This is a genomic window from Bacillus atrophaeus, from assembly GCF_039519175.1.
Lineage (GTDB): Bacteria > Bacillota > Bacilli > Bacillales > Bacillaceae > Bacillus > Bacillus atrophaeus.
In genome coordinates this window covers 2186630-2209705 of record NZ_CP154443.1, presented here as the reverse complement: position 1 = coordinate 2209705, position 23076 = coordinate 2186630, and the positions used below count along the sequence as shown (strand labels likewise).

22 protein-coding genes and 1 pseudogene are annotated in these 23076 nt (G+C 44.5%); 8 read left to right on the top strand and 15 right to left on the bottom strand.

What is annotated here, in order from left to right:
- Nucleotides 1–51 precede the first annotated feature (51 nt).
- The 3 genes from treP to AAHT65_RS11075 all read right to left on the bottom strand — a co-directional run bounded on the left by treP (nucleotide 52) and on the right by AAHT65_RS11075 (nucleotide 3492).
- Nucleotides 52–1464: a PTS system trehalose-specific EIIBC component gene (treP, locus tag AAHT65_RS11085; protein ID WP_003328633.1), complete on the bottom strand. Its 1413-nt coding sequence runs from the start codon at nucleotides 1462–1464 to the stop codon at nucleotides 52–54.
- A 162-nt stretch (nucleotides 1465–1626) separates the two neighbouring features.
- Complete coding sequence (locus AAHT65_RS11080) at nucleotides 1627–3027, bottom strand: alanine/glycine:cation symporter family protein (protein ID WP_094231630.1); 1401 nt, start codon at nucleotides 3025–3027, stop codon at nucleotides 1627–1629.
- Nucleotides 3028–3117: 90 nt separating this feature from the next.
- The gene (locus AAHT65_RS11075) at nucleotides 3118–3492 is read right to left on the bottom strand and encodes a DUF1992 domain-containing protein (protein WP_003328631.1); all 375 of its coding nucleotides are present in this window, start codon (nucleotides 3490–3492) and stop codon (nucleotides 3118–3120) included.
- A gap of 262 nt (nucleotides 3493–3754) precedes the next feature.
- Here AAHT65_RS11075 and AAHT65_RS11070 point away from each other — a divergent pair, with 262 nt between their 5' ends.
- A complete protein-coding gene (locus AAHT65_RS11070; RefSeq protein WP_063638909.1) occupies nucleotides 3755–5704 on the top strand; it encodes an LTA synthase family protein in 1950 nt (649 codons plus the stop codon).
- Between the two features lie 40 nt (nucleotides 5705–5744).
- Here AAHT65_RS11070 and nagE read toward each other — a convergent pair whose 3' ends face one another.
- Entirely contained in the window at nucleotides 5745–7106 is a 1362-nt protein-coding gene (gene nagE, locus AAHT65_RS11065; RefSeq protein ID WP_088116728.1) for an N-acetylglucosamine-specific PTS transporter subunit IIBC, read from the bottom strand.
- 172 nt (nucleotides 7107–7278) lie between these two features.
- On the opposite strand from nagE, the gene map reads away from it, so the two are divergent.
- From map to AAHT65_RS11045, 4 genes are all read left to right on the top strand, one after another.
- Nucleotides 7279–8028 (top strand): type I methionyl aminopeptidase, encoded by a 750-nt coding sequence (map, locus tag AAHT65_RS11060; protein WP_199681382.1) that lies wholly within the window; start codon nucleotides 7279–7281, stop codon nucleotides 8026–8028.
- A gap of 79 nt (nucleotides 8029–8107) precedes the next feature.
- Nucleotides 8108–8422 carry a DUF3243 domain-containing protein gene (locus AAHT65_RS11055; protein WP_034718078.1) on the top strand — a complete coding sequence of 105 codons (315 nt, stop codon included), beginning with the start codon at nucleotides 8108–8110 and terminating at the stop codon, nucleotides 8420–8422.
- Between the two features lie 108 nt (nucleotides 8423–8530).
- On the top strand, nucleotides 8531–8686 hold the full coding sequence (locus AAHT65_RS11050; RefSeq protein ID WP_003328625.1) for a hypothetical protein: 156 nt from the start codon (nucleotides 8531–8533) through the stop codon (nucleotides 8684–8686).
- A gap of 180 nt (nucleotides 8687–8866) precedes the next feature.
- The gene (locus AAHT65_RS11045; RefSeq protein WP_343310240.1) at nucleotides 8867–9007 is read left to right on the top strand and encodes a YflJ family protein; all 141 of its coding nucleotides are present in this window, start codon (nucleotides 8867–8869) and stop codon (nucleotides 9005–9007) included.
- 43 nt (nucleotides 9008–9050) lie between these two features.
- On the opposite strand, the gene AAHT65_RS11040 is transcribed toward AAHT65_RS11045, so the two are convergent.
- Nucleotides 9051–9713 carry an MOSC domain-containing protein gene (locus AAHT65_RS11040; protein WP_106034815.1) on the bottom strand — a complete coding sequence of 221 codons (663 nt, stop codon included), beginning with the start codon at nucleotides 9711–9713 and terminating at the stop codon, nucleotides 9051–9053.
- 65 nt (nucleotides 9714–9778) lie between these two features.
- On the opposite strand from AAHT65_RS11040, the gene AAHT65_RS11035 reads away from it, so the two are divergent.
- Nucleotides 9779–10051, top strand: a complete 273-nt coding sequence (locus AAHT65_RS11035; RefSeq protein ID WP_003328622.1) for an acylphosphatase — start codon at nucleotides 9779–9781, stop codon at nucleotides 10049–10051.
- On the opposite strand, the gene nosA is transcribed toward AAHT65_RS11035, so the two are convergent.
- From nosA to AAHT65_RS10985, 10 genes and pseudogenes are all read right to left on the bottom strand, one after another.
- Nucleotides 10045–11124: a nitric oxide synthase gene (nosA, locus tag AAHT65_RS11030; protein ID WP_373687794.1), complete on the bottom strand. Its 1080-nt coding sequence runs from the start codon at nucleotides 11122–11124 to the stop codon at nucleotides 10045–10047. The genes AAHT65_RS11035 and nosA overlap by 7 nt on opposite strands.
- A gap of 136 nt (nucleotides 11125–11260) precedes the next feature.
- Complete coding sequence (locus tag AAHT65_RS11025) at nucleotides 11261–12058, bottom strand: MBL fold metallo-hydrolase (RefSeq protein ID WP_343310239.1); 798 nt, start codon at nucleotides 12056–12058, stop codon at nucleotides 11261–11263.
- 63 nt (nucleotides 12059–12121) lie between these two features.
- Complete coding sequence (locus AAHT65_RS11020; protein WP_343310238.1) at nucleotides 12122–13420, bottom strand: CitMHS family transporter; 1299 nt, start codon at nucleotides 13418–13420, stop codon at nucleotides 12122–12124.
- Between the two features lie 188 nt (nucleotides 13421–13608).
- Nucleotides 13609–14571: a tripartite tricarboxylate transporter substrate binding protein gene (locus AAHT65_RS11015; RefSeq protein WP_343310236.1), complete on the bottom strand. Its 963-nt coding sequence runs from the start codon at nucleotides 14569–14571 to the stop codon at nucleotides 13609–13611.
- 11 nt (nucleotides 14572–14582) lie between these two features.
- Nucleotides 14583–15269, bottom strand: coding sequence for a response regulator (locus tag AAHT65_RS11010; RefSeq protein ID WP_094231626.1), 687 nt, complete (start codon nucleotides 15267–15269; stop codon nucleotides 14583–14585).
- Nucleotides 15217–16874: pseudogene (locus tag AAHT65_RS11005) on the bottom strand (ATP-binding protein). Before AAHT65_RS11005 ends, AAHT65_RS11010 begins: the two are co-directional and overlap by 53 nt.
- A 126-nt stretch (nucleotides 16875–17000) precedes the next feature.
- Nucleotides 17001–18437 (bottom strand): anion permease, encoded by a 1437-nt coding sequence (locus AAHT65_RS11000; RefSeq protein ID WP_010787924.1) that lies wholly within the window; start codon nucleotides 18435–18437, stop codon nucleotides 17001–17003.
- A gap of 561 nt (nucleotides 18438–18998) precedes the next feature.
- Nucleotides 18999–19478 carry a GNAT family N-acetyltransferase gene (locus tag AAHT65_RS10995; protein ID WP_010787923.1) on the bottom strand — a complete coding sequence of 160 codons (480 nt, stop codon included), beginning with the start codon at nucleotides 19476–19478 and terminating at the stop codon, nucleotides 18999–19001.
- Nucleotides 19479–19572: 94 nt separating this feature from the next.
- Complete coding sequence (locus tag AAHT65_RS10990; protein WP_343310235.1) at nucleotides 19573–20832, bottom strand: pectate lyase; 1260 nt, start codon at nucleotides 20830–20832, stop codon at nucleotides 19573–19575.
- Nucleotides 20833–21041: 209 nt separating this feature from the next.
- Nucleotides 21042–21389 (bottom strand): general stress protein, encoded by a 348-nt coding sequence (locus AAHT65_RS10985; protein WP_003328334.1) that lies wholly within the window; start codon nucleotides 21387–21389, stop codon nucleotides 21042–21044.
- A gap of 229 nt (nucleotides 21390–21618) precedes the next feature.
- Between AAHT65_RS10985 and AAHT65_RS10980 the strand changes: the two genes are divergently transcribed.
- Nucleotides 21619–21987 (top strand): DUF3212 family protein, encoded by a 369-nt coding sequence (locus AAHT65_RS10980; RefSeq protein WP_034718380.1) that lies wholly within the window; start codon nucleotides 21619–21621, stop codon nucleotides 21985–21987.
- 104 nt (nucleotides 21988–22091) lie between these two features.
- Entirely contained in the window at nucleotides 22092–23045 is a 954-nt protein-coding gene (locus AAHT65_RS10975; RefSeq protein WP_003328336.1) for an ABC transporter substrate-binding protein, read from the top strand.
- The last annotated feature ends 31 nt before the right edge of the window (nucleotides 23046–23076 follow it).

Sequence of the window (23076 nt, the reverse complement as noted above, 5' to 3'; positions counted from 1 at the left end):
TTGAAAGGGGAAAAGGGACTGCTGTATATGCGTCCCGCTCCCGATCTATTATTATTTTCGCTTCAATCTTGCGTAGGCGTATGTGCCCGCAAACGGAACGATCAGCACAATCGCCATTCCGATCGCAAACGCGCCCCAGTACTGGCTCATGATGGAGAAGATCCCCGGCACGCCGCCGACGCCGACTGAACTTGCCAATACACCTTGTGTAGAAATGTACATGCCGGCCAGCCCTGAGCTGATCATGGCGATGATAAACGGAAATCTGTAACGGAGGTTCACCCCGAATATCGCCGGCTCCGTAATGCCGAGATAGGCAGAAATTCCCGAGGTTAAAGAAAGTCCTTTTTGTTTCTCATCCTTTACGATAAACATCATCGCTAACGCAGCTGAGCCTTGTGCGATATTCGAAAGCGCAAGCATCGGCCATAAGAACGTGCCGCCGAGCTTGGAACCGATCAGCTGAAGATCGACTGCTAAGAACGTGTGATGCATTCCTGTAATAACAAGGGCCGAGTATAACCCGCCATACAACAGACCGCCAAGCGCGGAGAATGATCCGAAAATCGCAATGAGGCCTGATGTCAATACATTGCCGATCGCAAAAGTAATCGGTCCAATAATGATAAAGGAAGCAAATCCGATGACAAGCAGAGTGATCGGCGCTACCACCAATAGCTGTATGCCCTCCGGCGTGCGTTTTGTTAAAAACAGCTCCAGCTTCGCCAATAAATAGGAAGCGAGCAGGATCGGAAGCACTTGGCCTTGATAGCCGACCTTTTGCACCTCTAGGCCGAATAAATTCCAGACCGGAATCTCGCCGCTTTGCTCTGCCGCACCGTAGCCCCAAGCGTTTAACAAATCCGGATGCACAAGCATTACGCCAAGCACAATGCCGAGCAGAGGATTGCCCCCAAATCGCTTCACCGCCGACCAGCCGATTAAAGCAGGCAGAAAGGTAAAGGCCGTTCCCGCAATCAAGTTGATCATATTCGCAAGGTCCGCCCACTGCGGATAGACTTGAACAATTGATTTGGAGCTGAAGAAAATGCCTTGAGCGGTTAAAATGTTGTTGATCCCCATTAGCAAACCCGCTGTAACAATCGCAGGCAAAATCGGGATAAAAATATCAGCAAGCGTTTTCACAGCACGCTGCAAAGGATTCATGTTTTTTTCTGAAGCCTTCTTTACCTCATCCTTTGACGACTCGCCGATTCCCGTTTCCTTCACCAGTTCCGCATATACTTTATTGACTGTTCCCTGGCCGATGACCACCTGAAACTGGCCGTTTGTTGAAAAAGATCCCTTTACCACATCAATTTGATCAAGCACCTCTTGATCAACCTTGCTATCATCCAGTAACGCAAACCGTAAACGTGTAACACAATGAGTCGCCGCTGCTATATTTTCTCTTCCGCCGACAGCATCGACAATCTGCCGTACAGATCTAGTAAGCTCACCCATGCCAACCCCTCCGTAACCGTTTTCATTTCTATTGATAAACTTGTATATACATGTTATGAATCTATTGTATTCTTGTATATACATGTAGTCAACAACTTTTTATAGCGCTTTCATACCAGAATCGTGCCAAAAGACCTTTACACACAAAAAAAGCCCTGAATATCAGGACTTTACGACTTTCTCAGATGATTTTGCTTTTTTTATATCCCGTAAATAAAACTGTTCAGATTGAAAGAATTCGTCAAATAAGGCGCGGACTTTCTTACTTAATAGAAGCAACGCGATAATATTAGGCAGAAGAATGCCGCACAGCGCTAGATCAAGAAAACCCCAAATCAGCTTCGCGCCGCCGACTGCACCCACAATGATGGCTGCTAAATAAACAGCCTTCATCACGGGGCCTGCTTTTAAGCCGAATAAAAATTCTGCCTGTTTCGCCCCGTAAAAAATCACAACCAATATCGTTGAGACCACAAAGAATACAAGAGACACAGCAACCAAATACCCGCCAAAAGCGCCGAAATAATGTTCAAAGGCTGCTGCTGTCAAAGAAGAAGGATCAGACGCTGCATTCTCTTTCGTCCATACCCCTGACGACACCACGACAAACGCTGTCACCGTACAAATGATTAGTGTATCAATGACAATTCCGGTAATTGACCAGAAACCCTGTCTGACAGGATGATCGGTCATCGCCGCGGCGTGGGCAATCGGAGCTGTTCCCATTCCCGCTTCGTTGGAATAAAGCCCCCGGGCGAAACCCCAGCGGATCGTTTCCGCCAATGCGGCGCCGCCAAAACCGCCGACAGCGGCAGAAGGCTGAAACGCGTCAGAAAATACCAGTGAAAAAAATGCAGGAATACTCGAGCCGTTCGTTACCATAATCCATACGCCCGCTCCTATGTAAATTCCCGCCATCAGCGGAACGAACCACTCCGTCACTTTCCCGATTCTTGTAATCCCGCCAAGCACGACAAATCCAACAATAACAGCCATGACAATGCCTACAGCCCATTCATTGAAGGAAAAGGTTAAGGCAAGCGATGAAGAAACGGAATTCCCCTGTACCATAATGCTTGGAATCAACTCCACAATAAGTGCAACTGAAAAGAAGACGCCAAGCCATTTCATCTTTAACCCTTTTGTTATGTAATACATCGGTCCCCCGACAAATTCGCCATGTTCATTTTTTTCTCTGTAATGAACGGCAAGCACGCTTTCCGAAAACTTAATCGCCATGGCAAACAGCGCGATCAGCCACATCCAAAAGACTGCTCCCGGTCCGCCGAACATAATGGCTGCCGGCACACCGACAATATTAGCTGCACCGATAGTCGAGCTTAGAGCCGACGTCAATGCCTGCAGCGGCGTGACCGTCCCCTCTCCCTTCGGCTCTTTCCCTACACTGCCGATCGTTTGTTTGAAAATATATAACGGATAACGAAACTGAAAAAATTTCAGTAAAATCGTAAAATACAGTCCTGTCCCCGTCAGCAATATAATCAGAGGAGGACCCCACATCCAGTCAGATACACGTTCCACCCATTGCAATAACTGATCCATCCCATCACCCTTTTTTTCATTTATGGGTCATTACCACAATAGGAAGAAAGTAAACGTTGTTTGGCGTTTTTTAGGAGCAGATTGAAATGACTATCGTCCCAGCTTGTCATCCACCTTGCTTTTATAAAAGGCAGAAGCCGGCTTGGCAAACATGTCTTTTTTGCTGATCAGCTTGTCGAGCCTGAGCTGTTTTTCCGTTTTCGTTCTGATTAATTGCTTTCGCTCTTCTTCATCATAGCATTTGGCTATCAACTGGTTAATGGTCATCAGCTCTTTTTTGAGCGCGCCCTCGTCTTCTGCCATTCCGGCATTTTTCAAGATGCGGTATCCCATTCTGAGCGATTCCGGCAAGTGGGCTGCGTCATCCTTTGGAAGCGGCTTTCCCATCCCCGGCAGGTTTTGAAATTCTCCTTCTTGAATGGCGCGTTTGATTTTATCCTCAGCCACAATTTGCGCAAAATCCATGATCCCGCTCCTTTTTCATTTATTGTTTCTATTTTACCATATGCGTGCATACCAACCCATATCCATCCATATTTACAAATAAACAACACCGCAAAAAAATCCGGAAAAACCTATGATAAACGTTGATTCGACAGTGTTTTTCGGCACTTTACCCATAAACCGTTTTTCACTTTTCTAATCGCCGGATTCATGGTATATTTAATTACGTTCGTTTTTTCTATCGTTCCGCCTTGAACTGTGATCGGGAAAAAGGAGTGTAACAATGAAAAAATTTATAAAAGAAAAAGGACTGGCCTTCTTCTTGGTTGCCGCCGTCCTCTTATGGATGAAAACGTATGTCGCTTATGTCCTGAACTTTAATTTGGGAATTGACAACATGATCCAAAAAATATTGCTTTTTGTGAATCCGCTCAGCTCCAGCCTGTTCTTTCTTGGATTTGGACTCTTATTCAAGAAAAGATTACAGCAGACAGCCATTATAGTGATTCATTTTTTAATGTCTTTTTTACTGTACGCAAACATTGTGTATTACAGATTCTTTAATGATTTTATTACCATTCCCGTTATTATGCAGGCTAAAACAAACGGAGGGCAGCTTGGAGACAGCGCCTTTTCGCTGATGAGCCCGACTGACGTTTTCTATTTTATTGATACGGTCATTTTGATTATTTTGGCCCTCAAGGTCAATAAGCCTGCCGAAACAACGTCGAATAAAAAATCTTTCCGCATTGTCCTTGCCTCTGCCGTGCTGGTTTTCTTAATCAACCTTGCTGTGGCTGAATCGGACCGTCCTGAATTGCTGACAAGATCATTCGACCGCAACTATCTCGTCAAATATCTGGGAACCTATAACTTTACGATTTATGACGCCGTGCAAAATGTGAAATCAAACAGCCAGCGTGTACTTGCGGATTCAAGCGATGTAACGGACGTTGAAAACTATATGAAAGCCAACTACGACGTGCCGAATAATGTGTACTTCGGCAAAGCGGAAGGCAAAAATGTGATTTACGTCTCTTTAGAATCGCTGCAGTCATTTATCATTGACTACAAAATTAACGGTAAGGAAGTCACGCCGTTTTTAAACAAACTGGCACACGATAACGAAACGTTCTACTTTGATAACTTTTTCCACCAAACGGGACAAGGCAAAACCTCTGATGCAGAGTTTATGATGGAAAACTCTCTGTATCCATTGTCTCAAGGATCGGTATTTGTAAACAAAGCACAAAACACGCTTCAATCAGTTCCTGCCATTCTGAAATCTCAAGACTACACGTCTGCAGCTTTCCATGGCAATACGCAAACCTTCTGGAACCGGAATGAAATGTACAAAGCGGAAGGCATTGATAAGTTTTTCGATTCCGCTTACTATGACATGAGTGAAGAAAACATTAAAAACTACGGTATGAAAGATAAACCGTATTTCAAAGAATCCATGCCGCTTTTGGAAAGCTTACAAGAACCGTTCTATACGAAGTTCATTACGCTGTCCAACCATTTCCCATTCGGAATGGATAAAGAGGATACAGACTTCCCGGCCGGAGACTTTGGCGATTCTGTCGTCAACAATTACTTCCAGTCCGCGAATTACCTTGACCAGTCGATTGAGCAGTTCTTTAATGATCTGAAAAAAGACGGTCTGTACGATAAATCCATTATTGTGATGTACGGAGACCATTACGGCATCTCTGAAAACCACAATACAGCAATGGCAAAAGTACTCGGCAAAGACGAAATCACCGATTATGATAATGCTCAGCTTCAGCGGGTTCCATTATTTATTCACGCTGCGGGCGTAAAAGGTGAGAAAGTTCATAAATACGCCGGTGATGTCGATGTGGCTCCGACTGTTCTTCATTTACTCGGAGTAGATACGAAGGATTATTTGATGTCAGGCTCTGATATCTTATCGAAAGAGCACCGTGAAGTGATTCCGTTCCGAAACGGGGACTTTATTTCTCCTAAGTACACGAAAATATCCGGTAAATATTATGATACAAAGACCGGAGAGCTTCTGGAAGAATCTGAAGTCGATAAGAAAGAAGACTCGCTTGTCAAAAAAGAACTCGAAATGTCTGATAAAATCATAAACGGCGATTTGCTGCGTTTCTATACACCGAAAGGTTTCGAAAAAGTGAACCCGTCCGACTATGATTATACGAAGCATGATGAATCTGAAACAACTTCATCAGACGATAAAGACAAATAAAAAAAAGCGGAGAGGCTGCCCTCTCCGCTTTTTTATTTCATCAATCTTTTACCGCAGCTTTTAATTCTTCCGCTGCAAATTCCACATTCGGCCCGATGATAACTTGCACCGAGTTGCTGCCAGCTTTCACAACTCCTTTTGCTCCCGCTTTTTTGAGCAGGGCCTCATCTATCAAAGACGTGCTGTTGACAGTCAGCCGAAGCCTTGTCGCACAGTGGTCGATGGTTTGAAGATTCGTTTTTCCGCCCAGGCCCCTCAACATGAGGTTGTCATTGACGGAATTTGCAGTGTCCTCATCCAGCACTTCATCCGGATCATCATCTTCCCGTCCAGGTGTTTTCAAGTTTAATACTCTGATCAGCACATAAAAGACGACAAAGTATAAAACAGCGTAACACAACCCGATCACTAGCAGAAGCAGCGGTTTTTCCGCTATTCCGTAGCTGGCCAAAAAATCAATGCCTCCGGCAGAAAAAGTAAATCCGGACCTTATTCCAAGAACATTTACAATAAATAAGGACAATCCCGTTAATATGGCATGAACAACATATAACAGCGGTGATAAAAACATAAAGGAAAATTCAATCGGCTCTGTGATTCCCGTAATGAAAGCGGTCAGCGCTAATCCAATCATCATACCTGCCGTCGCTTTCCGTTTTTCAGGCTTAGCGGTTACAATCATCGCAAAACAAGCCGCGGGCAGACCGAACATCATAATCGGGAAAAACCCGGTCATGTATGTGCCTGCTGTCGGGTCTTTGGCAAAAAATCGCGCCAAATCGCCTGTAACTCCATTAAATTCACCAAACTGGAACCAGAAAATATTATTCAGCACATGATGCAGCCCCATCGGAATCAGCAGCCGGTTAAACACACCGAATATTCCCGCCCCGATTCCGCCGAGTCCAAGCATCCATTCTCCAAATTCATTGATTGCCGACTGAATCGGAGGCCATACAAAACCGAATATTCCTGCCAGTATAACCGTCACGATAGCGGTTACAATTGGAACAAGACGCCTTCCGCTGAAAAACCCAAGGTATTCCGGCAGCTTCGTATCCTTAAAGCGGTTATACGTATAACCCGCAATTAAACCGGCGATAATTCCACCAAACACCGCCATGTTGTTCGTTTTATCAATCGCTTTTGTCGCGGCATCCAGCATAACATAGGATATCGCACCCGATAAGGCCGCCGCTCCATTGCTGTCTTTGGCAATGCCGATAGCTATCCCGATCGCAAAAACAAGCGGCAAATGAGCAAAAACCGCTGACCCCGCTTGATACACAAATGGGATATTAAACAAATCCTCTCTCCCTATCGCAAGGATAATCCCGACTGCGGGCAGCACCGCAATCGGGAGCATAAATGATTTCCCGAGTTTTTGCAAAAACTGAAGCATAACACCCATCCCCCTCTAACCCTTTTTTTCAAATATACCACATAAGATAACTAGTTATCTATACCAATTTTCCTGTATCACTTTCATATTTATCAGGCCGGCGGGTTTCCTATTTTTGAACCAGTTGTGGTAAGCTTAAATGAGATTATGTAAAAAGAAAGCGGGAATGAAGATGATTGTAACAAACGATCAAGAATTAGAAGGCCTTAAAAAAATCGGCAGAATCGTTGCCTTGGCACGAGAAGAAATGAAGAAAAAAGCAGAGCCCGGCATGAGCACAAAAGATCTTGACCTGATCGGTAAAGCGGTGCTTGATGAACATGGGGCCGTGTCAGCTCCGGAAAAGGAATATGATTTTCCCGGTGTGACATGCATCAGTGTAAATGACGAAGTGGCTCATGGCATTCCGAGCACATCGACCATTTTAAAAGCGGGCGATCTGGTTAACATTGATATCTCCGCTGAATTCGGCGGCTTTTACTCGGATACCGGCATTTCCTTTGTCCTCGGTGAAGGAGAAGAACGCCTCCATAAGCTTTGCCAATGCGCTGAAGACGCCTTTCAAAAAGGGCTCCAGCAGGCTAAAGCGGGCAAGCGCCAAAACCAGATCGGAAGAGCCGTATATCATGAAGCCCGTTCTCAAGGCTTCACCGTCATTAAAACTCTGACCGGCCACGGGATCGGCAGAAACCTGCATGAAGAGCCGAATCATATCATGAATTATTATGATCCGTTTGATAACGCCCTTTTCAAAAATGGCACGGTGATTGCACTCGAACCGTTTATCTCAACGAAAGCAGAAACCATTGTTGAGAGCGGAGACGGCTGGACCTTTAAGACACCTGACAAAAGTCTTGTCGCCCAAGTTGAGCATTCGATCGTGATTACGAAAGACAAACCGATTATCTTAACAACGCTGTAAAAACAGGTCTGGACATCCGGCATGTTTATCCCCCTTCAAGAACAGGTAAAACAATACTATCGGCGAAGGAGGGATAGTCATCAACAGAGATAAAGAAAAAATCCAAATCGAAAACGAAATGCATGCGATGCACGGAACAGATAAAAAGGACATTTTAAAAGACTTTGAAGAATTTAAAGCTTATTTGAAAAAACAAGTGGACCTAGGAAAGAAATTCGGATTAGATGATGGAAAAATCATCAAAAGTGCCGCCATCCTCGGGGACTATCTCGCCAAACACGAGGAGCCGCAAAACGGAGAAGAAATGCTTCTGCAAGAGTTGTGGCGAGTGGCAGACGAGGATGAAAAGCAGCGTTTGGCCCAGCTTCTTGTCAAGCTGGTTGATACAGAATAATAGGCTGCCGGGCACAGTACAGTGCCCGGCATTTTTAATGTGCGCGCCGGGCTCAAGGCTGTCCATTATGGTACACTATACATGATGTTGCGAAAGGAGCCAGTCCGCATGTGGTTTATTATTTTTGGGATCATTTTTTTCATTGAGAGCATCATCCTGACCTTTTTTGGAATCAAGAAAAAAAACGGGATGCTGATCTATATCGGAATCGTGTTCGGCATTATGACGCTTGGCATCGTGCTTTTAAAATTGACCGGCCATTAAAGCATGAAACGCTTGTCCTTTACATATACATGTTAGAGAACTTCACACCTTCTAGACCGAAAGACTCAGTTTGCCAAACACCCCTTTTCAACGTCTTTTTATAGATGTTACAATGCCAAAAGTTTGGTAAAAAACTGAACAAACTCTCCTGTGCAGGAGATGGGAAAGGAGTTTTCTGACATGCATTATGGCAGTAAAGGCTGGTATGTAGAAGAATTAAAAAAACACGGTGTAACACACTATGAAGGAAGAAAGCTTCAAAGCTTTAAAACCTATTTTCTTGCCAACTTGCTTGAAACGAGAAAAAACCAACAATCCTAACGTTTAAAAGCCGCGCACATTGAGTGCCCGGCTTTTTTTGCGGTCAAGCTTGCAGCAGTCTGTCCCGTTTCTTGATAAAAGACGTTCTCCAGCTTTCTGACAGTGTGTCCTCACGCAGGATCGCTTCAATCGCCGTCAGATTTTTTGCGTCATGGTATTTTACTTGGTTCGCATACGAGATTGAAATCTTTTGCGCGCCGCGGGACAGCAATTCCAGCTCAGCACCCGGCGAGACGTTCCCTTCCTCAAGCACTCTGAAATAAAAGCCTGTATATCCCGTTTTCTGAACTTGAAGCACCATATCCTTCACACCGTATTTTTTCGCAAGCTTCACACAGGGCTGGCGCGGCTGGCTGACCTGAACAACCGCTTCGTCCAGCTGATACACATCTCCGATCCAAACGTCCCGCTCCGTCAGTCCTTTTACCGTCAGGTTTTCGCCAAACGCCGCTTCCGGCAGCCGTCTTGCTAGGGCGTTCTCCCAATATGGATAATGCTCGGACGGATATACACAAACCGCTTTATCACGGCCGCCGTGATTGACCAGGTCGGCTTGTCCGTCTCCTGCAAAATTCTCACGGTACAGCATGACAGCCGACTCTGCCGGGCGCTTCACAATCCCGGTTTCCACTTTTCCCCCTTCAAATTCATAGGTTTGCGGTTTGCCGATATTAATAGAAAGAATGGGAAAACGCGTTGAATTCATATAAACACATCCTTTGCAGTGATAGGAACCATTCGATTATCATAATAAGAAAAGGTGGTTTTGACATGCTCCAATATCGAATCATTGCAGACGGCCGTGTCCAAGGTGTGGGTTTTCGCTACTTTGTTCAATCAGAAGCGGATCGCTACAAGTTGGCCGGCTGGGTGAAAAACCGGGATGACGGCCGGGTCGAGATTCTGGCGGAAGGTTCCGAAGAATCCTTGAAGCCTTTTCTGAACGCTGTCAAAAAGGGCAGCCCTTTTTCAGAAGTCACAAACGTCTCTGTTTCAGAATCGCGCACCCTTGAAGGCCATCACAAGTTTTCCATCATTTATTGATAAGGCTTATCTTGGTAGAAATAATTCGGTTTGACGATCGTGTTGTCATAGCAACGGTGAAAAATATGGGTGGAAGCGGGAGATATCGGCGGAATCAGCCACGTCCAATCTCCCGTCAGCTTCCTGCCAGCCTCTTCTTCCTGTTCTTCAAACCGTTTAAATTGGCTTGCGGCTGTATGATGGTCGACAATACTCACCCCGTGTTTTTTGTAAGAATAAAGCACGGCTTTGTTCAATTCCACAAGCGCCTGGTCCTTCCACAGATCGGTATTAAAATCAGCGGCAATTCCCATGATGGAGGCGATTTTTTTCAGCATATCATATCTCTTTTCATCAGCGAGGTTCCTTGCTCCGATCTCCGTTCCCATGTACCAGCCGTTGAACGGAGCGGCGTTGTAATGAATGCCGCCGATTTCAAGCTTCATATCCGAAATAATCGGCACACCATACCACTTCAGCTCCAAATCTGAAAACGACTCTATTTCGGGGTGCGAGAGCGGCACCTCTATGACGAGCGAACGGGGCAGCTCATACCAAACCGGATGCGCCTCACCCTTCAAGCGGAAGACGATCGGCAGCAAATCAAAGTCGGTTCGTTCCCCGCGCCAGCCGAGCTTCTCACATGCAGCCGTCAGGGAAGCGGATGCCGGGTCACCGATTCTTCCGTCTTCGGATTCATATCCGGCATAGCGGATTAACTGATGGTTCCAGATTTCAATCTGTTTTTCTCCTTGGCACTCTGGGGGAAAAATCGTAATTGTCGGCTTGATTTTCCCGTTATTTGTTGCGGTTTCAATATGTTGGAATAATGCGTCACGCACCTCTTCCTTCGTCCGGACATCCCGCCTGTCAATGACGTTTAGCGAGTTCCAAAACAAACGGCCGATGCAGCGGTTGCTGTTTCTCCATGCCATCTTTGCCCCGTGTTCCAGCTCTTCTCTTGTATGTACATAACTTCCCGTCTGATCAATCTCTTTCTTAATGTCCTCAAGACGTTGTTTCGCTTCTTCCCCTCTTTTCCCCAATTCCTGATAGCAAACGGCAATAAATTCTTTCGCTTCGTACCAGAGCATTTCTAGATCTTTCAACAAACTCTCTCCTTCATATCACAATTCATGCTTTTCATTGTATCGTTTTTGTTATGGAACATAAATTGTTTTTTTGTATCTTTTGGTAAACTGGGCATAAAAAAACACCCGCTGGGGGTGTTTACGTAATAGCAGACAAACGTTCTGCCAATGCACTCAAGTCTTTGCTATAGTTCCTGCCCGTCATCGGTATGCCGTGTCCTGTCAGCAGCGCTTCCGGCTCGAGCTTCGCAAGCCTTTGAATCGACTCGGACGCCAATGCTGTGTCCATCGTAAAATATGCCGGCGGGCCATGAAGCTCCTGCTTTTGGATGATGACATCGGCCAATGATTCCTGTTCCACCGTGATGACGGCATCACCTGCCAGCAGCACACGGCCGGATTCACGAAATAAAGAAACATGGCCGGGGGTGTGTCCCGGCGTAAACAGCCATTCCCACTCCTCAAGAAACGGAACTGAGCCGTCTTCCGGCAGTGTGTGCACATGGGAAGAGATATTAATGGAGTGACGCGGAAACAGAGGAGACAGCTTTGCGACAAGCCCGCTTTTACTGTCTGGCCGGGCCGGCGGATAATCCTCTTGTCCCGTCACATACGGCAGCTCTTTTTCATGAACATAAACCGGGACTTTCCATTGCTCCAATATCTCCTCAATGGCCCCTATATGATCGAAATGCCCGTGTGTCAGAATAATTGCTTTACATGTACAATTGTCTCCAAACCTTTGTTTCGCTTCTTTTATAATCATGCCGGCTGATTTCGGCATCCCGGCATCTATTAATACAAACTCATGAGGCTGCGACGGATTTTGAACAAAATACACATTCACAATTTGCACAGTCAGACCATGCACGCCCTTTGCCGCTTCAAACCCCATGCCGCTTCTCACTGATGACAGCGGCATATAAGGATCACTCATTGTTGGCACCTCCGTCATAACATTGAATGCCATTAGTCTGCGTCTTTTAAATTGAATTTATGTTTATACAATAGAAATCGCGCCGATTAAGAGAGCGCACACCGTCATCACGACGACAGCGAGAACGGCCCATTTCATCGCAAATTTCTGATGCTCATCAATTGATACGCCGACAAGGCCGACTAACAAATGTGTAGACGGAACCAGCGGGCTGAGCATATGAATAGGCTGCCCGATGATGGAGGCTCTTGCGATTTCAACTTTATCCACGCCATAGGCAACAGCCGTTTCGGATAAAACCGGAAGCACCCCGTAGAAATACGCGTCATTTGGCATGAGGAACGTAAATATGCCGCTCGTTAACGCTACAATCACCGGAATAAACCCGCCCATTTGTTCAGGGATCATAGACACAAGGGAAATCGCCATTTCATCGACCATTTTTGTTCCTGTTAAAATACCGGTAAATACACCCGCCGCAAAGATCATTGATCCGATTGCGAGCACATTGCTGGAATGGGCAGAAATGCGTTCTCTTTGATGATCAAGCCTCGGATAGTTCACAATCAAGGCGACACAAAACGCGATCACAAACAGCACAGTCAAATTCACTTTTCCGGAAACTAAAAACCCTATTAATGTAAGCGTTAACAATAAATTAAACCACCAAAGCTTCGGCCGTTTCCATTCGTCCTCTACTGCGGCTGCCGTTTCGTTCGTATGAGCGGGCTGCTTAAGCTCGATGACGCCGAGACGTTTTCTTTCCATTTTTCCCAGCCCATAAGCGACCGCAATCATACAAAGCATCCCGCTTGCTATAACAGGAATCATTGGTCCCGTCAGCTCAGCCGGATCAACTCCCAGCGCGCTCGCCGCTCTTGGTGTCGCACCGCCCCACGGAATCGTATTCATAATCCCCATGCCGACGCCGGCAATACCGGCTAAAATAATCGGCCGGATACCAAGCAGCAAATAAAGCGGAAGCATGGCGCTTGTCGTAATCATATAGGTGGTCGAGCCGTCTCCGTCCAAAGCGACAAGCATGGTAAGCACCGCAGTCCCGACCACGATTTTTAACGGATCGCCTTTGACCAGATTTAATATTTTCGCGACCATGGGATCGAACAACCCTGTATCAATCATAATACCGAAATATAAAATCGCAAACATAATCATGACCGCAGTGGGCGCCACCTGCTGAATCCCCGATATCATCATGTCGCCGATAGCGTTGAATTTAAACCCGGCAATCAGTGCAAATATAATCGGCGTCAAGACTAATGCCGTCAGGACAGAAAGCCGTTTCGTCATAATCAGCACCATAAACACAAGCATCATAAAAAAGCCTAAGATTGCTAACATAGTATCCCCCCTAGTTATGAATCCGCTTTCATTTTGAAAGGCTCTGCTCCCCTTTGCTTTGCCTTTTTGTCATCTTATGAGAAAAAAATACTAAAGTAAATATTGTGAATTTTATATATTTTTAATTTTTTATAACCTTTTTGTTCATTTTGATCATAAAAAAAGTATTCTGCGAGTTTACAGAATACTCATTGGTCTCCGCTCATGATGTCTTTATAGAACCTTGATTGTTCTTCTAAGAACCGTTTTGTTTCCCGGCTGTTTAAATAAAAGCTTTCCCAGTCCTGCTCCTTTATTTTCCGCTTCCATTCAGCTGATGATGTGACTTTTTTTAACGCCTGATCCCAATATAAAATCTCTTCATCCGACATGTCTTTCGGTCCCATGATACCTCTCCAATGAGAAAAGACAAACGGAATGCCTTGCTCTTTCCAAGTCGGCACACTGCGAAAGCCGGCGAGCCTTTTTTCTGATGTCACCGCCGCTAATGTGATCTCGCCGGTCTTGTAGTATTTTTTTGCTTCAGATGCCGTCATCGACGCCGCTTCTATCTCATGCCTGATGAGCCCCTGAATCAGTTCTTCGCTGCTGTCGTACTGATAAAATTGGATGTCAAAGGGGTCAATGCCGTACATCTCAGCCGCCCTGACGAACGATAGCTGATCATCATTTCCAAGTCCGGGCGCAAAGCCGATTTTGACCTCGCCTGGATGTTGCTTAATATGGCGCAGCAGCTGTTTTCCGTTTTGTATCGCCGACCCTTTTGGCAGGGCGACAGTCTGCCATTCTTTTGCGAGAATGGCTAATGGAGTGAAATCGTCTAGCTTCAGTTTGCTTTGGCCGAGAATGTAATTACTTAGTATCAAGCTAGATGTCATGCTGATGGTGGGTTTATCCTGTGTGTTCACGTAATTCCAGCCTTTATCACCGCCGCTTCCGGGCTTATACACAATGTGAACGGAGTTTCTTACAATGTCTTTTTGCTTGAGCACAGACTGGATAGCCTGTGCTGTTAAATCCCAGCCCCCGGATGGCTCTGCGGGCACGACGATTTCAATCGGCCCGTCCGGCAAACGGGGAGCGGTTTTGTGCCGTATATCCCCTGACAACACGATCAGGCTAACGATGAACATAATCCCCAGCTTCTTCATATCTCCCCGCCCTATTCCGCCGCCAGATAATATTTTCTTTCGGGTCTGCCGATAATGCCGTATTCCAGTTCGGCGCGCGCTTCTTCCTTAGAGACCAGATACTCGGCATAGCGGCGGGCTGTTGTCCGTGATGCGCCCATTTTTTCTCCCAGCTCTTCAGCCGTCATTCCCTCTTGTGCATCGCGCAGCGTATCTTTTATCTTTCGCAGTGTAATGGAGCTGATGCCGGTGGGTAAGTCCTTGACTTGCTCAGCTTCTTTCACACTGGTGCTTCCCCCGAAAATATAGTCAATCACAGACTGGCTCACCTCTGTTTGAGTCAGCAGCATCTGTCTTTTTTCTTTATACTGCAAAAGCACCTGTTTGAATTTATCTGCGGTTACAGGTTTAATGAGATAATGTGAAATACCCGCCCGAAGTGATTCCTGCAGAAGACGGGTTTCTGTGGCCGCTGTAATGATCATAATATCCACTGCCGGAAAACGGCTTCGAATCACTGGAAGTAATGCTGTTCCCAGTTCATCAGGCATATAAATATCTAAAAGCAGCAAGTCCGCCTTTTGGGCGGCCAAAAGCGATATGGTCTCTTTTGCATTGGCCGCTTTGCCTATGATATTGAATCCATCAAGCTGTTCAATCAATCTCTCATGAATTTGGGCTACTCGAAAATCGTCCTCCGCAATCACGATGTGAATCAAATGGATTCCCCCCTTTGTTTATTTCTCCTTCGGTATAAATACAGTAAATACCGCCCCGCCGTTTTTTTGATTTGTCAGTTCGACCCATCCGTTGACTTCATTTACTGATTCTTTAACATTGGCTAACCCATAGCCTCTCTTCATCCCCTTTGAAGAGTATCCCCTTTGAAACACGGTATCCATTTTGTCAGGCGGTACCCCATCACCTGTATCGGAAACTTCTATCACAATGTCATGCCCGATATCCGTAATGAAAAAAGAGACCTGCCGCATTTTCTTATCAGCCACAGCTTCGAAAGCGTTATCAATTAAGTTTCCGATAATCGTAATCAAATGTGATAAACCGATATGCCCTGGGAGCGGTTCTAACGTGCTGTTTTCATCAATGAAAAGCTTGACCTTTTTTTCAGACGCCTTGCCCATTTTCCCTAATAGAATGGCTTGTACCTGCTGTGAATGAATGTTTTGGAATAAGATATCGTGCTGTTCATTTTGGATAGCGTATTCTTCTTTAATCAGGTCGATCGCCTCTTCATACTCACCAAGTTCAAGAAGTCCCAATATCGCATAGAGCTTGTTTGAAAATTCATGTGTTTGCGCCCGGAGATCTTCTGAGTATTTCTGCACCTCTGTCAGGGCATCAATCAGCTTTTTCAGTTCTGTTTTTTCCCGAAAGCTCACAACAATCCCGTAAGCTTGTCCGCCTTGTGTCATGATCTTTGTATTTAAGATAAAGACTTGATCATTGACACAGACCTCCTGATTCAGCAGCATCTTTTCTTGATGGAGGACAGACATCAGCCCGGCTCCCGGCATCACATCATCAATAGGACAATGAATGACCGGCTCGGGAAGCTTGAGCATCTCGGCTGCCGATACGTTCATCATCGTGACGACACCTTCACGATTGGTGGCGATGATTCCTTCCTTAATCGCACGAAGCATCGCATTCCGTTCCCGGTAAAGAGAGGCAATTTCCTGAGGTTCAAGACCAAGCGTATCCTTTCTGATGCTTTTGGCGAGCGCGGCGGCACCCCCAAAACCTAACAGCAAAACGAGCACTGCCATATAGCTTAAATCGCGTAAGTGATCTTTAATTCCTTGTTCGGTTTCATTTTGCAAGAAATCAACAGACACACTGCCAATAATCTGGCTATGTCCCTTACGCTCTTGCATAATGGGCGCACTTCCTCTGATCACTTTGCGGTCATCCTCTTTTGTTCCGGATACGTGAGATCCTCCGAATAATATCGCTCTGCTAGGGGTCAGCCTTGTTTTTCCGCTGTTTTCTGAAGTTGTTTTAATTTCTCCTTTTTCATTCAATACATAAATTGCATAGGCGCCGGTCTGTTCTTTCATTTGCTCAATGACCTCTTGTGCCTCTTTCATCCTATTGCCTTTTGTTTGTATGGATTCCTTGACCGGGGGCATATACGAAATGGTTCGCGCTGTCTGGACCGCGAGCTGTTCTGCCTGTTTTTGGCCTTCCTTTGTTTGCTGAACAGCAAACGTAACCGTCAGCACCCCGATCACAAACATGAGCAGCACCGCAATCAAACCCATAATTTTTGTTTGCAGAGAAAAGTTGAACCGCTTTTTGACCACAGACACCAGCCGTCCTTTCTACCTAAAATGATACCATTTTTCTATTCAGAAATTTTAATGTTTTTGTCCAAGATGCAATATCTGTACAAAAAAAGGCAGAACGCGAGAACGCGTCTGCCTTTTTTTCTACCATATCCCCAACACTTTCCACCATAATCCGCCGATGACCAGCCATGTCACAATATGGACAATCGACAGGATAAATCCGATAGACCACCATTTGCCTTGCGGAATGTAGCCTGCTCCGAAGAAGACCGGAGCCGCTCCAGAACCGTAGTGGGTTGTTGACCCGAACAGATTGCTGAAGAATGCGAGGCTCAGTGCTGCTAAAAGCGGCGGTGCTCCCGCTGCCACAACCACAGCCAAAAATGCTGAATACATTGCACTGATGTGGGCTGTCGCACTTGCAAAGAAGTAGTGAGAGTAGAAATACACAACAATTAAGATTAAGAATGCCACAATCCATGAGAATCCTGATACTGAAGATTTCATAGCGTTACTGAACCAAGAAACCATACCTAACTCATTCAGGAAATTGGCCAGCATGACAAGCGCCGCAAACCATGTGAGCGTATCCCACGCGCCTTGTTCTTTCTTTATATCATCCCAAGTCAGCACTTGAGACAATAAAAGGACAGACAATCCGATTAACGCTGTTGTCGTGGCATCAATGTTGAAGTTTCCGCCAAAGATCCAAAGAGCGAGTACCAAAAGAAAGACAACAACCATGGATAGTTCAGATTTTTTAAATGGTCCCATTTCTTTCAGCTTTTCTGTTGCAATTTTAGCCGCATCGGGTGTTTCTTTAATTTCCGGCGGATACAGCTTGTAAATGACAAGCGGTGTAATGATTAAGCTTACAAGTCCCGGAACAATTGCGGCAATCGCCCAGCTTGTCCATGTTAAGTCCACCCCTGCGACATCATGGGCCAGCTTGGCAATCAGCGGGTTTGCTGCCATCGCTGTCAAGAACATGGCAGATGTAATCAAGTTCCCCTGAAAACCGGTTTTCAATAAGAAAGCACCGATCTTTCTTTCTGTCCCATCTGCCGGGCTTGATCCGAATGTCTCTGATAATGATCTGATAATAGGAAAAATAATGCCTCCTGCACGCGCCGTATTACTTGGAATAGCAGGTGATAGTATTAAATCACTGAATAACAGTGAATAAGAAAGTCCAAGTGTTTTCTTCCCGAATTTCTGAACGAATACATACGAAATTCTCGCACCCAGTCCGGTTTTGATAAATCCCCGGGAAATAAAGAATGCGATAACGATAAGCCAGATGGTCTTATTTCCGAATCCGCTTAATGTATTCTCGATAGATAACGTTCCGGTTAAAGCAGTAACTGCCAATGCAAAAATAGCGATTGCTCCCATTGGCAAGGGCTTGGAGATAAAGCCGATAATCGTTGCGACGAAGATCGCGAACAAATGCCAAGCTTTAGGTTCAAGTCCGGACGGCGCGGGAATAAACCAAATGATTAATCCCACAGCGACAGTAATCAGTAAAGGAACGAGTTTTACTGCTGACTGTTTTTCTGCGTCTTTTTCTGAAGCCATTGTAGGTCTCCTCCTGTAAACTTGTTTTCCCATCCCCCCCTTTTATTCTACTCCTTAACTAAGTTAATAAATGTTTTTCTTAATTAAAAAACACAAAGGGGATCAGTCCTTTGTGTTTTTAAACTTCTTAATTTAGTTTACCCCCAATGCCAAGAGGGTTCGGATCAGATAGTTGTGATTGTTGCACAACTTTTTCAACAGTTTTGTAACATTGTTCCACCTTCCTCGTGAAGTTTAATTAACTCCTGGAACAATTTAATATCATGTTCCTTGTAAACTAGTCTTCCTTTTTCTTTCGCAAAAGAAATACCTACTTTGGAAAAGCGAATAATATTTTCTCAATGTTGACGGGGCAATTCCCAATAATTTAACTACTTCCGAACTAGGGTATGTTTGTTGGCTTTTGACCAAATGTAACATAACGTCACTTCCATAACTCCTGCAAGGGAGTTACAGCTGTTGTGGAAGTTTTAGTTGTTACAAAACACACAAACATTGATTTAAAATTAAGTTTAATCATTTTCTAGCTTTGAACTTAAACAATAACAGTAGGAAGTGCAATTATATTTCTAAAAATAGTCTCTTGGTTTTTAACTTATGCCCAAGAAAATCATCATGAAATTCCTCAACAAGTTTAAAGCCTTTTGCAAAATAATATTTTTCTCCAACCTCATTACCTGATTCAACATCAACTGTTATTTTAGAAAATCCACGCAGTTCCTTAATTACCTCATGTAATAGTTTAGTGCCAACTCCTCTTCCTTGTGAATCTGGGTAAATATAAATGGCACTTAATTCAGCGTTATTTTCATTTGTAAAAGCATTAGCAAAACCAACTACTTTATTATTGACTTCAGCTACTAACAAAATAGTCTTTTCTACTCGCTTTTTCATTGATTTATCTGAATATGCCATTCGCAGAAATTCATTTTGTATCTCCAAAGGTATAAGTCCTTTATATGTGTGATTCCAGGTAACTTTAGCTATTTTCTGTATTTCTTTAATATCTTTTCGTTCAGCATTACGAATTGATAATTCCATATAACCTCCACCCCAAACCTACATTAATTTATCACAATCACACCCCTATTTTACCATTTATTTCAAACCAATAGTTACAACTGTTGTAGAAGTTTTACTTGTTAAAGGAGCCCGCTTGAGATATAACATTCGATTTCACATTGGCGGAAGCATCAATTGATCCGTGCAGCGATGGCGTCCAGCCGACAGAAGAACTCAGCCCGTTGGCAGACGATGCGTTGATCTGTGTACCATTCAGCAATGTGCCGGAATCATATAAAGCCGTCCCCCCGCTGAACACGCTGACCGTCTTAGCCGCTGATAGTCCCGGTACGTCAATCGCATTGTTTTGCGCGTAGATTTTAGATGATTTTCCTACTCCCCACGCATAGCTGAAGGCATAACCTGAAGAGCCTGTGCTGCCTTCATAATAGTTGTTGTACAGGTGTACCTGCCCAAAACGGACTCTCGGTGCGCGCTGGACGATATTTTTGTAGCGGTTATGGTGAAGGGTTACTTTTAATTTGCCATCATCTGATGTTTTGCTGTCGCTTGATCCGAAAATAGAGCTTTTATCATGATCGTGATAATAGTTGTAAGACATTGTGATATAGTTTGCGCCATTAGAGGCATCGGTTTGGCCGTCATGGTGCTGATATTTTCTTCCGAAATAATTTGGAGATGTGCTGTCCGGGCGGGAGCCGTCATTAAATGTACAATGATCGATCCATACGTGTGTGCCGCCGTTTATGGTGATGTTGTCATATTGTGAGTTCCAGTTTCCTGAGCTTCCGTCAGTCGGATCCCATTGCGGGAAATAATCATATGCGTCTTGGAATTCGATATTGCGGATAATGACGTTATCGCTCTTGATCTGGAAGTTTCCCCCTAGGATCTTGGCGTCTGTCCCCAAACCGACGATCGTCGTATTCGAAGGAATATCGAGCATGACGCGGGCCTTTTGGTTTTTCTGAGAACGTGCTCTGGCCTCTTCCTGTGTTCCCGACGGCTCTTTTTTGCCCCATGTGCTTGGGTCGTAAGCTTTCAAATATTTGTTAAGGTCGTACTCTGGATCTTTATAGTCGTTTAAACCAAGCGGCTTCAGATTGTCATCCACATTCATGTCAATCGTTCCCTTGATATAAATGATTTTTGGCGTTGTGTTGGTGTTCTTGCCCAATGCAGAAACAAGCTGGTTTCTGTTGCTGGCTGTATATACTTGGGATGAAGATGCTTTTGATCCGCCTGTCGTGCCAGTGGAGTACGCTCCCCAGCCATCATTTGACCCTAACGTCTGATGGCCCAAATCCGCCGCGTTTGCCCCAACCGGAGTCAAGCCTAAAAAAAGAGCCGTGGCTAATACCATTTTTTTCATTCCCTATGTACCCCCATTTTCTATTTTGTGAGATTTTATTCCATTTTATCTCAGAAATATAATAGCAAATTCAGGGGCTTTCATAACCGAAAATATACACCATTCTGATTGCGGCATTCTGCAAAAATCACCGCATAGACCGCAAACATGTTTTCGCGCAAAAAAACCCGAAAGGCTTATGTATCGCCTTTCGGGAGTTAGTTTCTGCATTACGCCCATGATTTAACTTTTTCATTATCCGTTACAAAGAGAAGCACTTTTCCTTCATCCAGGCGTTCTTCAAATTGTGAAGCCTCTTGTTCTGAAAAGCCAATTTCATGGATTTTGTTGCGAAGCTCATCGCCTTTTTTATTAAAGACATTGCCTACCGCATGCTTAAGCCCTGTTTCTTTCGCCCCAATTGTATTGGCGTCCGTATTGTCGGCTAATCGTTCTGTTCTGTCATCGTCGTGGGATAAGACGTACACATCTTCTTTCGCCACGCCCAGCTGTTTCAGCTCTTCGACATCCTTCATTAATTTTTCATCATTTGTATATTCTCTTACTACTGGTTTCATCTCGAATTCCTCCTTTGATGATTCTATTTATTTCATACCCTGTGTGTTTTTTTGTTAAACAAGCCGGAGAACATTTCTCTCTAAAAACAGGAAGAATGGTAGTAGATATTTATTTCCCTGCTATGTTAAAGTAAAAGCAACCGTTACTTGTTTTCAGAATAATCAAAACTTGTAAAAAATGGTTCGCGGAAAGCCCGATCGTGTTCCGTACGAGCAGGAGGTGGGTCCCATACAATATTTTTCACCCGAACAACAATACAACGCGTGGGTTGTGAGTGATTTAGTCAAACAGGTATTTCATCAGCGTATTGGCAGCCCGGCCGGAATTCATGAGCTGGCAGTCTTTGCAGAGGAAACCTTCCATATCGATATTGACTTTGTTTTCTCTATTATTATGAATATCGGAGACATTGAATTCGCCGTCTCTGAAGAGTTAGAGGAAAAACTGTCCGGCTATCTCAGCGCTCTCCTTCCGTTTGTCAGTGCTGATATGCTCGCTGCTTCTCAAGCAAATGCCAATGAATTTTTGTCTAATAAACACGACACCAATGCATACCATTTATTTCTTCCTGATGACGCATTCATCAGAAAGCAATAATCATCGTTTCCTTAAAACATCTTGACATGATAAGCCATACTATTATAGTGTTTTATTTGTGATAATGATTCTCATTATTAAAAATCAGAAAAGGGAAGAATAAAATGCGTACCTATCAGAAAAAATTCATTGCAATCATGAGTGTTTTATTACTAGCCTGTTTGATCGTGTCAGGCTGTTCATCCAGCCAAGAAAACAACGGCAGCAAAGCCGGAAGCAAATCCGATAAGAATTCCAGAGTGATCCAGCACGAAGAAGGAAAAACGCCAGTGACCGGCACTCCTAAAAAGGTCGTTGTCCTTGAACTATCATTCTTAGACGCTGTGAAAAATCTCGGCATAACACCGGTTGGCATTGCCGATGACAACAAAAAAGATATGATTAAAAAGCTTGTCGGCAGCTCAATCGATTACACATCGGTAGGCACACGAAGCGAGCCGAACCTTGAAGTGATCAGCTCCTTAAAACCTGATTTGATCATCGCTGACGCTGAGCGTCATAAAAATATTTATAAACAACTGAAACAAATCGCACCGACAATTGAATTAAAGAGCCGGGAAGCGACGTATGATGAAACAATTGACAGCTACAAAACGATTTCTAAAGCCTTAAATAAGGAAGAGGAAGGAAAAGAAAAGCTTGCGCAGCATAATAAGGTAATTGACGGCCTGAAAGCGGAGCTCCCGAAAGATGAAGACCGCAGCATTGTTCTCGGGGTAGCAAGATCAGATTCCTTCCAGCTCCATACATCATCTTCATATGACGGCGAAATCTTCAGAATGCTTGGCTTTACACACGCTGTCAAATCAGATACCGCCTATCAAGAGGTCAACCTGGAGCAATTAAGCAAAATCGACCCGGATATTTTATTTATTTCAGCTAACGAGGGCAAAACGATCGTTGACGATTGGAAAAAGAATCCGCTTTGGAAAAACCTAAAAGCTGTGAAAAACGGCCAGATTTATGATGCGGACCGTGATATTTGGACAAGATTCAGAGGAATCCAGTCAAGTGAAACAAGCGCCAAAGATGTGCTCAAAAAAGTGTATAATAAGTAGTATCCAAAAAGAAGCGAGGAGATCCCTTGCT